Origin of the sequence: Pseudomonas sp. IT-347P (assembly GCF_949768005.1) — a bacterium.
Classification (GTDB): Bacteria; Pseudomonadota; Gammaproteobacteria; order Pseudomonadales; family Pseudomonadaceae; genus Aquipseudomonas.
Genome location: NZ_CATKPQ010000033.1, coordinates 123129 through 136793, shown reverse-complemented (window position 1 = coordinate 136793; position 13665 = coordinate 123129). Strand labels below are relative to the sequence as shown.

At 61.4% G+C, this 13665-nt stretch carries 10 protein-coding genes and 1 pseudogene; 2 read left to right on the top strand and 9 right to left on the bottom strand.

Annotation, left to right across the window (positions count from 1 at the left end):
* From cfaB to hflK (ACM6IV_RS13355), 6 genes and pseudogenes are all read right to left on the bottom strand, one after another.
* Window positions 1–1188: a C17 cyclopropane fatty acid synthase CfaB gene (gene cfaB, locus ACM6IV_RS13380; RefSeq protein WP_414870358.1), complete on the bottom strand. Its 1188-nt coding sequence runs from the start codon at window positions 1186–1188 to the stop codon at window positions 1–3.
* An 84-nt stretch (window positions 1189–1272) separates the two neighbouring features.
* Window positions 1273–1374: pseudogene (locus tag ACM6IV_RS13375) on the bottom strand (DUF2063 domain-containing protein); the annotation flags it as partial.
* A gap of 27 nt (window positions 1375–1401) precedes the next feature.
* Entirely contained in the window at window positions 1402–3309 is a 1908-nt protein-coding gene (locus ACM6IV_RS13370) for a heavy metal translocating P-type ATPase (protein ID WP_414870357.1), read from the bottom strand.
* Window positions 3306–4355: a protease modulator HflK gene (gene hflK, locus ACM6IV_RS13365; RefSeq protein ID WP_414870356.1), complete on the bottom strand. Its 1050-nt coding sequence runs from the start codon at window positions 4353–4355 to the stop codon at window positions 3306–3308. The genes ACM6IV_RS13370 and hflK (ACM6IV_RS13365) overlap by 4 nt, the downstream gene beginning before the upstream one ends.
* On the bottom strand, window positions 4352–5389 hold the full coding sequence (gene hflC, locus ACM6IV_RS13360; RefSeq protein ID WP_414870355.1) for a protease modulator HflC: 1038 nt from the start codon (window positions 5387–5389) through the stop codon (window positions 4352–4354). Before hflC ends, hflK (ACM6IV_RS13365) begins: the two co-directional genes overlap by 4 nt.
* Window positions 5386–7347, bottom strand: a complete 1962-nt coding sequence (gene hflK, locus ACM6IV_RS13355; protein WP_414870354.1) for a protease modulator HflK — start codon at window positions 7345–7347, stop codon at window positions 5386–5388. Before hflK (ACM6IV_RS13355) ends, hflC begins: the two co-directional genes overlap by 4 nt.
* Window positions 7348–7557: 210 nt before the next feature.
* Between hflK (ACM6IV_RS13355) and lpdA the strand changes: the two genes are divergently transcribed.
* Window positions 7558–8958 carry a dihydrolipoyl dehydrogenase gene (gene lpdA / locus ACM6IV_RS13350; RefSeq protein WP_414870353.1) on the top strand — a complete coding sequence of 467 codons (1401 nt, stop codon included), beginning with the start codon at window positions 7558–7560 and terminating at the stop codon, window positions 8956–8958.
* A 131-nt stretch (window positions 8959–9089) separates the two neighbouring features.
* Here lpdA and ACM6IV_RS13345 read toward each other — a convergent pair whose 3' ends face one another.
* Window positions 9090–9563: an Lrp/AsnC family transcriptional regulator gene (locus ACM6IV_RS13345; RefSeq protein WP_414870352.1), complete on the bottom strand. Its 474-nt coding sequence runs from the start codon at window positions 9561–9563 to the stop codon at window positions 9090–9092.
* A 144-nt stretch (window positions 9564–9707) separates the two neighbouring features.
* On the opposite strand from ACM6IV_RS13345, the gene ACM6IV_RS13340 reads away from it, so the two are divergent.
* Window positions 9708–10337, top strand: a complete 630-nt coding sequence (locus ACM6IV_RS13340) for a LysE family translocator (RefSeq protein WP_414870351.1) — start codon at window positions 9708–9710, stop codon at window positions 10335–10337.
* On the opposite strand, the gene ACM6IV_RS13335 is transcribed toward ACM6IV_RS13340, so the two are convergent.
* A complete protein-coding gene (locus ACM6IV_RS13335) occupies window positions 10334–12472 on the bottom strand; it encodes a hypothetical protein (RefSeq protein ID WP_414870350.1) in 2139 nt (712 codons plus the stop codon). The two genes, ACM6IV_RS13340 and ACM6IV_RS13335, sit on opposite strands and share 4 nt — an antisense overlap.
* Window positions 12459–13643 carry a DUF3142 domain-containing protein gene (locus tag ACM6IV_RS13330; protein WP_414870349.1) on the bottom strand — a complete coding sequence of 395 codons (1185 nt, stop codon included), beginning with the start codon at window positions 13641–13643 and terminating at the stop codon, window positions 12459–12461. The genes ACM6IV_RS13335 and ACM6IV_RS13330 overlap by 14 nt, the downstream gene beginning before the upstream one ends.
* Window positions 13644–13665 lie beyond the last annotated feature (22 nt).

The window sequence follows — 13665 nt, the reverse complement described above, 5'->3', positions numbered from 1 at the left end:
TCAAGGGTTATAGATGTCGTCGCGAGTCCACGGCAGTTCATGACTGCCATCCGCATGTGCCTTCACCGCGAGGATCTGATGCAGATTGATCCAGCCACGCGCAAACGCATAAGCGCAGCCGGCCAGGTACAGACGCCAGATGCGCAGCGCTTGATCCGGCACCAGTTTGCCAGCCGCTTCGAGGTTGTCCTCAAGCCGCTCGCTCCAGTGATCCAGCGTGCGTGCGTAGTGCAGGCGCAGGCTTTCGACGTCGACAATCTCCAGCCCGGCTTCGCTGATCTCGGCCGAGATCATCGCCAGGTGCGGCAGCTCGCCGTTGGGGAATACATATTTCTCGATGAAATCCCCGGCACCGCGTCCCACCGGACGGCCGTCGGTGTGTTTGGCGGTTATGCCATGGTTCATCACCAGACCGCCGTCCTTCACCGCGCCAAACAGGGTTTTGCAGTACTCGGCCAGGTTGGCATGGCCCACGTGTTCGAACATGCCGACGCTGACCACCTTGTCGAAACGCCCGTCCTGGGGCAGATCCCGATAGTCGAGCAATTGCAGTTCGACCTGGTCTTCCAGACCTTCTGCTTTGACCCGTTCGCGGGCCAGTTCCAATTGTTCTTTGCTCAGGGTGATGCCGAATACCTTCGCCCCGAACTCCCGCGCGGCATATCTGGCCAGTCCACCCCAACCGCAACCGACGTCCAGCAGATAATCACCCGGCTGCAGACGCAACTTGCGGCATAAGTGGCGGAATTTGGCTTGTTGCGCCTGTTCGAGGGTTTCGCTGCCCGTTTCGAAATACGCGCAGGAATAGGCCATGTCGCTGTCCAGCCAGAGCTGGTAGAACGCATTGGACAGGTCATAGTGGTAGGAGATGGCTTTGGCGTCAGTTTCCTTGTCGTGCAAGGCCCGCACTGGCTGGCTGCCTTCGTCTTCATCGAGCAAGGCACTGCTCAATTCGTCGCAGACCCGGATAACTTCGCTGATCGAGCCCTCCAGCTCAAGCTTGCCTTCAACGAATGCCGCTCCGAGCGCATCGAGGCTTGGATGGGTGAACTGGCTAACCATCTGTGGGTCCTTGACCACGATGGTGACGCTGGGCGTCGGTCCCAGATTGAATTCATGACCGTCCCAGAGCCGCAGGCGAAGCGGAAGCTGCAGATTCTGTAAGGCCGGTGGAAGTTGCGCGAGCATGGAAAATCCCCCTTGTTTCAGACGTCTGATCTGAGGGTAGACCATCCCAGAAAAATAGCAGGCTATCGATTTGATTAACCCTGTCTATGGTTGCAGACGCTCCAGCAAACAGTCCTGTATCCACTGTTTCAACCAGGTAACCGCTTTGAGTGGCGCGCCCTCACAATAAGTGACTGCCAACGATGCTTACAGTTCGAGGAAGTCGACAACAATTCATCGTTCGGCCTTGAGCTTGAGCAACGGCTCCTGAAAGCGCAGCAAGCGCCCGGCGTTACCGAGCACCAGCAACGTACTGAGGTTGTGCAGCAGCGCAGCGATCATCGCCCCGGCGGCACCGAGCCAGCCGAATGCAGCGAACACCACAATGGCCAGCGTCCAGCCCAGGCCGATGATCACATTGACCTGCAATGTCCTGCGGCACTGGCGACTGAGCCGCACACAGGTACCGAGTCGGCGCAGGTCACTGCCAATCAACACAATATCGGCCGAGGCCAGTGCGATGTCCGCTCCCCCCGCACCCATCGCCACACCGACCACGCCCGCCTTCAGCGCGAGGGAATCGTTAATGCCATCACCGACCACCATCGGCCGGAAACCATTGTCGATTTCCTTGAGCACACGATTGAGTTTGTCTTCCGGCAAGGCCTGGGCCTCGATCTCATGCAAGCCAACCTCTTTAGCCAGTGACTGAGCCACGCTGTGGCGGTCGCCCGTCAGCAGTAACTGCCGGCCGAGTCCCAACTCGCGCAGCTCGTCGAGGGCGAAACGGGCTTCCGGTTTAACCGTGTCGGCGAGCAACAACCAGGCAAGGAATTCACCGTCCAATGCCAACCCGGCGATGGGTCCGTCGTGATCGGGAACCGGTGTCGTGATGATGCCCAGTTGCGCGAACAACTCAGGGCGGCCGAGAGCAGATTCGCCCTGCTCCGTCATGGCAACAACGCCGAGGCCTTGGCGCTCATGGATATCGCTGAGCGCCAAACTGTCTTCCTGGCTGACCAACCCCGCGAGCGCACGACTGACCGGATGGCTGCTCGCCGCGCCGAGACTGGCAGCGAGCGCAATGATCATGGATGACTCCGCACGCGGGTTGTTGATCGATTGCAAACGCAAAGTGCCGTAAGTCAGGGTGCCGGTCTTGTCGACCACCAGCGAGGTCAGATCGGCCAGTTCCTCAAGGAACGCCGAACTGCGAATCAGAATGCCGTGACGTGCGGCCACCGCCACACCGGCAATCGCCGTGGCCGGAGCCGACAGCACCAACGCACACGGACAGGCAGCGACCAACACTGCGAGCATCGCCTGCGCATCGTGAGTGATAAACCAGGTCACTGCCGCCAGCAGCAAAACCAGCACCATGTAGCTGCCGGCGTATCGTTCGAGCAAGCGGGTGATTGGCGGTTTCGAGCGCTCGGCGTTCTGCATCAATGCGATGACCTTGCCCAGCGTCGATTCATCGCCAGTGCGCGTTACTTCGATACGCAGCAGCCCGTCGAGATTGATTGCACCGCCGAACACCACCATGCCGACACCCGCCTCGACCGGCACCGATTCACCAGTAATCGACGCAGTATCGAGACTGGCCTGACCAAACAACACTCGCCCATCGGCGGGAACCCGATCACCGGCGCGCACTTCAACGGTGTCACCGGCCTTCAGCGCGCCGTTGTCTACCTCGATGATCGAGCCGTCAGCCTGAACCTTGCGCGCACGGCTGCGCGTCAGTTGACCGAGGGCGTGGATCGCTTCCTGTGAGCCGATGACGCTGCGCTCCTCCAGTACATGGCCAAAGATCATGATGATCGGCAGCAACGCGGCGGTCAGCAGATCACCGGTCGCCCAGGCGCCGAGCATGGCCAGGGCGATCAGTTGATCAGTAATGCCGTGCAGGCTCGGATAGCGCAGGCTGTAACACGCCGAACGCATCACTGGCACGGCGACCAATAAAGAAGCAACCCCCAACAGCAACTGACTGACGCCGGTTTGCTCGGGCATCTGCCAGCGCCAGATCAAACCCAGACCCAAAAGCCCCAGCGCAAGCATCGCCAAGGTCAGTTGCCGTGCAGCGCGGCATTGTTCGGCCGAGGACAACAGGCTCGGTGCGGCGGTCGTCGCAGTCATTTAGTGGCTCCCTGAATGATCAGGCGGGAATCGTCTTTCGGGTCAACCGTGGTCACCGATCCGGCCTGACCGAGAATCTTCGGCATGCGCTCGCGGTACAGGCGCAGCAGCATTTGCGGGTCGGTAGTTTTGGCCAGACTCGACACCGTGGCCGTGTCGGCGGAGGCTTTGGCCAAGCGCTCGCCGGCCTGCGCGTGAGCAACCTGCAGCGTGCGGTCGGCTTGTTCGTTGGCAGTCTGGGTGAGTTTCTCGGCTTCGGTACGCGCATTGGCTACAGCTTTGTCGGCCTGCTGACTGGCAGTCAGCACCGCGTTGAAAGCACTGACCGCGGGATCGGGCAGACTCGATTGCACATCGACTCGCGCCACCTCGATACCGATGCCCTGCCCGCCTGCCTTCAACTCGGCCAGGCGTTTGTTGATGCCTTGCACCAGATCGCCACGAAGTTTTTCTCGACGCTCTGCGGCTTGATTGTCAGCGCCGATCAATTCCGGACGAGCGACCAGAATGGTGTCCAGATCGCGTGCGGCGGTCAGCGCCAGCGCGCTGCGTGTGACCAGACGATCAAGCGCCGGCAATACATGATCGCCCTGCAACACGAAGTCATAAGAGTCGGTGACTTTGTAAAACACCCGCACATCCAGTTGCACCACGCCGGCATCACCGGTCAATAAATAACCGGATCCAGCCAGCGCATCACTCAGGGGGGTGGCAAAGGAAGCGACCCGATCGGCCTTCAGCGCCTCGTCACTGCGCAACAGATTCTCGACGCGACGCTCGATTACCCGATCGGCTGCTGGCAGCAAAATTACCTGTTCGAATGGCTGCGGCCAAGCCAATAGCAACCCGGCATTCTGGACGCGATCCAGCGCGCCGAAATGCAAAACCACTGCGCGATTTTGCGGATCAATCTGCCGCACATTGGAAAACACCCAGGCCAATGCCGCCAGGATCGTCACCGCGTACAAGGCAAAAAATGCCAGCCGCCCAGCTTGAATCCACGGACTGTTCAGCGCATGTGTTCCACGTGGAACTTGTTCATTCATGGCTGCGACCCGGTTTTGCTGTCGAGTGTCGGCGGGCCGTCGACCAATACACGGAATGGCGCGGCGTCGGTGCGCAGAATCAGTTTGGTGTCTGGCGTAACGATGGTGCCGAGAGTGTCGAGCGAGCGCAGCAAATTGTAGAGCTGCGGCGAACTGGCGTACGCACGACCATAAATCTGCGCGGCTTCGACGCGAGACTGCGCTTCGATATCCGCCGCTTTCACCGTCGCGTCAGCCTGCACAATTCGCGCATCGCGCTCAGCGGCTGAACGGATTTGCGCGGCTTCGCGTTTGCCTATGGCCGTACGCTCAGTGGCAATTGTTTCACGCTCGGCGCGCATGCGATCGACCGTAGCGGTGAGCGTCACTGATGGCAAAGTCAAACGCTCAATGCCGACTTGCACAACCCGCACGCCATAGGTCGCAAGCAATTGCTGATCGATCTGTTGGCGCAGCTGCGCTTCAAAATCGGCGATATGCACCTGACTGGCATCGGTGTTGACCAGATTCGCCAGATCAAAACTGCTGGCGGTGGTTTCCAGCGCCGAGCCGACAAACGTACGAATCTGCCGCGCCGCTTCGTCCGGCTGATTCTGCACCGCACGCATGAATCGCTGCACATTGTCCGCATCGCCCTGCACCCGCCACGCCACGTAGGCCTGCACAATGATGCGCAATCCGTCGCGGGTGCCGACGTCCTGCAAGCCACTGGACGTGGTGCGCAAACGCAAGTCGACCGGGATCGCCGCCTCGAAAGGCGCCGGCCAGCGCCAATTCAAACCCGGCTCGAGTAACACCCGCGAAGGATTGCCAAACCGTGTAATAACCGTGGCCTCACCGGAGCGCACTTGCACCAGGCTCGCCGCCGCAACGGCAAACGCTACCAACAAGGCTGCCCAGCCCATCCGTCGCCAGGGAAAACGCCCCGCCTCCTCCGGCGCACCGTGATGGTGGCCGTGGTGATGGTGATGCCCGCCATGACTGTGATCGTGGCCACGGTGGTCAGGATGATCGTGTGTGTGCGACTGGCTCAATGGGCGACTCCTGGTTGAGCGGTGGTGCGCGCGGGCGTCGGGTCAGCCGGCAGCGTGAACGTACGCAGGTCGATGGTCGGCGCATTGCTGCTGCCGCCCAGACGGTGATCGAGTATCAGCAATTTGGCTTTGCTCAGGCCTTGGCCGAGCTGGCCGAGGTATTGCTCCAGCACAAAGGCCTGGCCAGCGCTGGCGTAGGCTTTTTGCTCGGCGCTGAAGCGCAGATCCGCCACCTGCGCCGTGGCCTGGGTCTCACGCGCATTGGCGCTGGCCTGATCGCGCGCAAGGCTGGCCTGTAACTGCGCCTGATTGCTCGCTTCAGCTGCCGCGCCGCGCTCACGGGAAATCAACGCCTGCGCACCGATCTGCGCGGCTTGCACGCTGTGATAGGCATTGGCAGCACCGGCCGGCGGGTGAATGGCTTCGACGACCGTGGCGAGAATTTCCACACCGCTATTGAGTTTTTCCAAATCGCTTTGCACCGCGCGACCAATCTCTTCGCCCAGCCCTACCCGGTCTTCACCGAGTAAACCGTCCAGCGTGCGCGAGGCAAAGTCGTGTACCAGAATCCGGCTGGCAGTGCTGCGGATCAGCGTCGGCACATCCGCGCTGTTGTAGGTCGCCGCCAGCGCGGCCTGATCAGTGAGGCCGATGCGATAGACGAAGCGTACATCCATGTTGACGATCTGAAAGCTCTGCTGCTCGCCACGGCTGCTGGCAATCACTTGAGACTTGTCGTTGACGTGGCTGGCGTCCCACAAACGGTTGGCGCTGATTGGCGCCGGGCCTTCTGCAGGGTCGACTTGCAACGGGATCGGGTTCTCGCCGACGCTCGTCGCCAGCTCATGCACCACGCCGTTTTCGACGTGCAAAACCCGCCCCAGCGGCCAAGGCAAACCGCCGTGCAAGCCCGGGCCGAACACCTGCACCGGTTTGCCAAAGCGCTCATAAATGCCACGCCCCTGCAGCGGAATTTCATGAATACCGGTGAGCAACCAACCCACTGCCGCTACCAGCGCCAGCACCGGAAAAAAGGCGCGGCGCATGTAACTGACCGCCCAGATCTGCCGCAAATCGATACCAAACCGGTTGTGCAATTCATGTTGCAAAGCGAGCAACGGTTGTGGCGGCCAGCGCAGCATATCGGCGACAAAGCTGCGTGCCAGCAGTGTCGGCTCAAGCAGTTCGCGGCGGGGACTGAAGATGGACAGAATGGCGCGTAATAACAACTCGATTGCGACCAGTCCCGGCAAGATACCGATCAATACGACAACGCGAACTGGCCACACGGCGTTCTCGGCAGCGAACAACAAACACAGCGCACCCAGCACCAGACTGATGATCGCCACACGCGTCAGTTGCGCCAGTGAACCCGCTTCGGGCCATTGCGTCGGGTGTTCCTGGGCCAGTTGCCGCTCCAGCACCAGCAAACCGAACGCCAGCAACAAGGCCAACGCGGCGCCCACCGTTGCGGCTAGACCCACGGCAGCGGCGGGCAAGGTCAGATTCCACGCCTGATCGATACTCAGCACCACCAGCAGCGCCCAACCGCCCAACCACAGCGTCGCCGCACCGATCTGACCAAGCAGATGCAGACCGCGCTGACTCAAGCGATCCAGCAGCCGCTCATACCAACCTTGCGGCGCGGAGTGTTCCTCCACGGCAAGCGGCGCCAGCACAACAGGATTGATCACCCGCGCACGCCATCGCGTCACCCACCACGCCGATTGCAGCCCGGCAACCAGCACCAGCAGCGCGGCGCTCTGATTGATCAGCAGCGGCAACCACAATGACTGCGGGGCAAACAGCCCGACAAAAAACGCCAGCATCCACCCTGCCCCGGCCAATCCGCCGAGGCCGAACATCCATCGGCGCAGACGCCGGCTCTGCGCGGCCGCCTGCTGAAAGCGCGGCAGGGCGGTCACTTGCGTGCCATCCACTTCCAGATCGACTTGCATATCACCCCAAATTCATCAGCCACACTGCATAGCGTTACGATATAACGAAAAGCGTGAAATATTCGTACACAATTACCCTTATTCAAAGATGCTCAACCTGTCGCTTGCCTGAAGCCTTGACCGAAATGTCCGGATACGCACATATTACGTTCGTAATTTTTATCCGGTACTACTTTTAGCGATCCGCATCCATCCATCAGGAGCAAGCGCATGAGCAACTATGACGTGGTGATTCTGGGCGGCGGCCCCGGTGGTTATAACGCGGCAATCCGCGCCGGTCAGTTGGGCCTCAAGGCCGCGTGCGTCGAAGGCCGGGCGACCCTCGGCGGCACCTGCCTGAATGTCGGTTGCATGCCGTCCAAAGCCTTGCTGCATGCATCAGAGCTTTACGATGCAGCGATGGGTGCGGAATTCGCCAACCTCGGCATCGAGGTCAAACCGATGTTGAACCTCGCGCAAATGATGAAACAGAAAGACGAGAGCGTGGCCGGCCTGACCAAAGGCATCGAGTTTCTGTTTCGCAAGAACAAGGTCGACTGGATCAAAGGCTGGGGCCACATCGACGGCCCGGGCAAGGTCACAGTGACCGATGATCAGGGCAGCAAAGTCGAGCTCACGGCCAGAGACATCATTATCGCCACCGGTTCCGAGCCCACTCCCCTGCCCGGCGTCGAGATCGACAATAAACGCATCCTTGATTCGACCGGTGCGCTGTCCCTCAACGAAGTGCCCAAGCATCTGGTAGTGATCGGTGCCGGGGTGATCGGCCTGGAACTGGGTTCGGTGTGGCGGCGTTTGGGCGCGCAGGTCACGGTGGTCGAATACCTCGACCGCATCTGCCCGGGCGTCGATGGCGAGGCCGGCAAAACCCTGCAACGCGCGCTCAGCAAACAGGGCATCGCCTTCAAGCTGAGTTCGAAAGTCACCAGCGCCACCTCTTCCGCCAACGGCGTACAGCTCAGCGTCGAGCCGGCCGCTGGTGGCACAGCCGAGTTGCTGGAAGCCGATTACGTGCTGGTGGCCATCGGCCGCCGTCCTTACACCCAAGGCCTCGGTCTGGAGAACGTCGGCCTGAGTACTGACAAGCGCGGCATGCTCGCCAACAAACAGCACCGCACCGAAGCCGCTGGCGTCTGGGTGATCGGCGACGTGACCTCCGGCCCGATGCTCGCGCACAAGGCTGAAGATGAAGCAATGGCCTGCGTCGAGCAGATCCACGGCAAGGCCGGCGAGGTCAATTACGAGCTGATCCCCAACGTGATCTACACCAGACCGGAGCTGGCCAGCGTCGGCAAGACCGAAGAGCAGCTCAAGGCTGAAGGGCGCGCCTACAAGGTCGGCAAATTCCCGTTCACCGCCAACAGCCGGGCGAAGATCAACCACGAGACCGAGGGTTTTGCCAAAGTCATCGCCGACGAGCGCACCGATGAAGTCCTCGGCGTACACCTGGTCGGTCCGAGCGTGAGTGAAATGATTGGCGAATTTTGTGTAGCGATGGAGTTCAGTGCGTCGGCTGAGGACATTGCGCTGACCTGCCATCCGCATCCAACGCGGTCGGAAGCGTTGCGTCAGGCGGCAATGAACGTCGAGGGGATGGCAACGCAGATGTAAGCAGGAAAATTATCTGGTGACTGGGCGTCCGCTATCGCGAGCAGGCTCACTCCTACAGCTGACCCGGGTCCCTCCGAAACGCCGCGATCTATGTAGGAGTGAGCCTGCTCGCGATTGGCGACAACTCGGACTCAGGCAGGAAGATGCCCCAATGGCAAAGCGCCCGGGGTCTTCACCGTGTGAATCGCAAAGTTGCTGCGAATGTCGCTCACCCCCGGCAGCTTCAGCAGGCAGCCACTGAGAAAACGGTCATACGCACGCAAATCCGGCACCACCACTTGCAACAGAAAGTCCGATTCACCCGACACCAGAAACGCCGAAATCACTTCCGGCAAAGCGGTCACGGCTTTGTAAAACGCCGCGGCCTGTTCATCGTTGTGGCGCTCGACCTTGACCCCGACAAACACCGTCAGCCCCAGCCCCACTTCGTCCCGATCAAGATTGGCCTGATAACCACGAATCACCCCGGCCTCTTCGAGCATCCGCACCCGGCGCAGACACGGTGAGGCCGACAAGCCGATTTCATCCGCCAGTTCGACATTGCTCAGGCGTCCGTTGCGTTGCAGCGCCGCGAGAATCTTGCGGTCGTAGGCGTCGAGTTTCATGGTTGGCAGATCCCGATAGTCATAACGCTAAAAACCAGCAGGTTATGCCAATCCGGCGTGTTTTTGAAGCTGACTACGCAAGCACCTGCCCTGCCCTTCGGCTCTAGACTTGGCGCACCGAATCGACAACGAAAGGGCTGCAACATGGCAAGTCTCTGGCTGTTTATCCTGGCATTGGTGGTGGTCTATCTGTTGCCCGGTCCGGACATGATCCTGCTGCTGCAAACCGGTGCCCGGCAGGGACGCGGCGCGGCACTGGCCACCGCTATCGGTCTGGGCGTGGCCCGTGGTTGCCACGTGGCTCTGGCGGCACTGGGGCTGGCGGCGCTGTTCAAAGCGGCGCCATGGACATTCGAGGTGGTGCGATTGGCAGGGGCGGCGTATCTGCTATGGATCGGCATTCAATGCCTGCGCAGCACCCTGCTGCCGAACCTGAACGGCGGTGAGGCTGGTGAGGCACACGGGCAATGGCGCGAAGCCGTCCGCCGCGGTTTGCTGACCAACCTGCTCAACCCCAAAGCGCTGTTGTTCTGCTCGGTGCTGCTGCCGCAATTCATCGTCACGGATGGCGCCCCGGTGCTGAGCCAGTTCGCCGTGCTCGGCATGCTGCTGGTCGGCGTCGGCCTGCTGTTCGACAGCGCTTACGCCCTTACGGGCGCCGCCCTGGGTCGTTGGCTGCAACACAGTCCAACGGCCCAGCGCGTTCAACAATGGCTGTTCGGCAGCCTGTTGATCGGTTTCGCCTTGCGCCTGACGTTCGTCCAGCAGGCTTAGCCTTTGCGCGCCTTGCGCTGGCGACGGCTGATCAACAGCAACGCGGCGGCCGCGACCAGCACGATCGCGCCGATCTGCACCGGCCACTTGTACGGCCGCAGCAAAGCGCGCACGGCATCCGTCACTTGAGTGACGTAACGCTTGTCGGCGTTTTCGAAATCCGGGTACGGGCACTGATTGCCGAAATCCGCCGCCCACGGCACGAACGGACCTTCCTTGACGTAACGCTGATACAGCGCGCCCTGATCTTCGAGGCTGCTGTTCCAGCCCGCGGCATTGCACAGCACGGCAGCAAACGCCTGACTGGTATGCGGCAGATTGTCAGCGGCGCGCCCGGCCAGTTCGGTGGCGACAAAACGGTAGTGATAGCGCTGATCCGGTTTCGCCTGGCTGGCAACCTGCCGTTGCACTTCGGCTTCGCTCACCAGCGGACCGACTTTCAGCTCAGTGGATTCCAGGCTGTAGTTGCCGCCGAACGTGGCATAGTCCGGCGCCATCTCGTAACCGAGAATATCCATGCCCCACTCGCGGGCCGTCCACGCGGCGTTGTACAAGGCACTGGCACGTTTGGTCGGCCACCAGGCGGCATCGGCCTTCAGCCGTTGCTCGCCGTAGAGTCGAGCCTTGTTTTGCAGGTCGGGATTGTCGAAATAAGCGACCGCATCGGCGTAATGCCCTTCGCGCAACAAGCGCCGACCGAGCAGATTGCGCAGGCTGGCGGCCACTGGCAGCGGCACGTAATTGTCGCGCTCCTGCTGGGTCAACGCTGGCGGCGCCGGCACGTTTTCATCGACGTAGCGTTTTAATTCCTCAACCGTCAACACACGCTCAGCCACAGTCGCGGCGTCGAACCAATAGGTGCTATTGCTGCGATACAACTGCACGAACGCTTGCAAATATTCGCCGCGCTGCAACGCGAGAATCGCACTCTCACCTTCAACCCGGCACTTGGGCTGAACGCTTTCGAATGCCCAGTCGGGCGTGCGTCGATAACCCCAGTCTTCATTCTGCGGGAAGGCCTGCGCGGCTTTCGAATAAGCGGCTGCAGCGGCATTCTTATCGCCGTCACGTACTGCCAGTTTCGCCCGCAGCCACCACGCCAGGCCGCCGTCGCCAGCGTTGTCGAGGAAGGCCTTGGCGCCAGCGTAGTCGCCCTGCTGATAACTCATCGCCGCCAGACGATCTGCGTTTTCGAGGCTGCCGCGCGTGCTGTTCTGCAGCAACTTGACGAGCTTTTTCTCGTTCGGGGGTTCATCGCCATACGACCAGCCAGCGCGGCTGACCAGCGATGCCGTGACCAGTTGCTGCACCGCTTTGTGCTGGAACAATCCGGCCAGCTCTGCCTCGGGTAACTCGGCCAGTTCATTCATCAATTGCTTGAGCGAGGTGTAGCCCACGCCCGAACCATGGCGGTTTTGCGCTTCATACAACTCGATGGCGCCGCTCCAGTCGCCACCGGTGCGCAGGACCCGCGCCTCTTCACCAAGGCTGGCGACACCCAGCTCCAGCGGATCGCTGAAACCGTCAATGCTCATCTGGCGGGTCTGGCGGAAGGCGCCGCGCGCTTGCTCCAGCGCCTCGACCGCATCCGCGCCTTCGCTGCTCATGGCAAACCAGCTGCGGCCCAGCGAATACGCCGCCCAGGTACTGCGCAAAGGACGCTGCTCCCCCGGCAAGGCCAGCAGCTTGTTGAAATATTCGATCGCGAGTTGATGTTCGCCCGTGGCAAATGCCACTGCACCGGCGACGTACAAACGAATTTCCGCCGGCAGACTGGCGCCCTGCGCCTCGACCTGACGCGCATCGGTCAGGCCACGCAACCGTTTGACCAACCCTTGCTGCTCGGCGCTCAGGCCGGCGTGTTCGGCGATTTCCCGAGACTCGGCGGAGGCGTTTTCGTCACCGTACACATCGTTCGGATTATGTGTCGCAGCGGTGACGTTCTTCAGCCCGGCGATGGTTTTGCCGAGGCGACTGAGTTCGAAACTGAAGCTGCCTTCAGGCAGATCCGCCAGCGTCTGACCGCGATTGTCGAGCAGGCGCATCGGGAAATCCGGTCCGCACGCCAGCGCCGACCCCAGCGGCAGGCTTAGGCTCAGGCAGAGCAGATGGCGGGGCCAGTTACGGGTCAACATGCGAACCTCCTTGATCAATATTGGCGCAGCGCGCCCAACCGATGGCGCGCTGCCCACCCGCCGGCAAGCGGCCGTCGCGCAGGCGGGTGAAGGTAAGCAGATCCGGGCTTTGTTGCAACGTGTAACCTGCGAGCGCATCGGCACCTTCACAGCTTTTTGCCCGCAAGGTGATTTTGGCGGGCCAGGCACTGTCGAGGTTGCCGGGGTTATCGAGTCTGATGTCGTAGAGGCCGTCGTGTTCGCTGAACGTCACGCCGAGCTGACTGACGAGTTGATCACCACGGGCGACCGCGCGCAGGGTGGTCAGGCTCCAGGCGCGGCGATCATTGGCCAGCGGCAAGCGAAACCAGATCAGCCCTGACAGATGCGCCGGCGGATCTTCACGCAATGCTTGACCGAGCTGGCGCAGCTGCAGCGGATCAGCCAGCAACTCGCGGCGTTCACCACCCCGTTCAAGTTGCACCTCGCTCTCTACCACCGGCGCCCCGCCGTCATCGGGCAACAACGCCACGCCGTACGCCGGCAGCGCCAGATAAAACGGTTTGTCGGTGACGCGCGCCCATGCGTTGGCCCACTTCAAGGCTTGATCAGGATCGAACAGACCGCGCCGCGGATCGCTGACGGCGTGGACTTGCAACACGCTGCTGTCGACGGTTTGCAGCAGCGCGGGCAATTGCGCGCTGTCGAGCCAGGCTGGCAGTGCGGTGATGCTCAGCGGCAGTGACACCGGCAATGCCGAGCGCAGCTGTTTGAGGTATTTCGCGTAAGCCGGTAAACGCGCGTTCCCCGCGTCGTGATCAATCTCCACACCGCTCAGCGTCAGGCCCTGCGCCTGCCAATCGGCAAGCACCTGGAGAATCTGCGTGGTGACCTGATGCTGATCCAGCGAGTTGAGCTGTCCGTCGAGACGAATCACCGCGATCACCGGACGGCCATCAACTTTCAATAAGTGCGCATCGATCCGCGCCCGACTCCATCCGGCGTTTGGAAAGGCCTGAAGCGCCAGAACGCGCAGCGTCGAGAAGTCATCGCGGCTGTCGCGCAACGCCGCCTCATGGCTGGGCGTCCATAGGCGTTGCCAGATGTAGAGTTGTTGGTCGAGGGGAGGCGTGTCGTGTTGCTTGCAAGCAGAGAGCGCAATCAATGCCAACAGCCCGACGAGAAACCGCATACCTTCCAACCCCTGACACCCC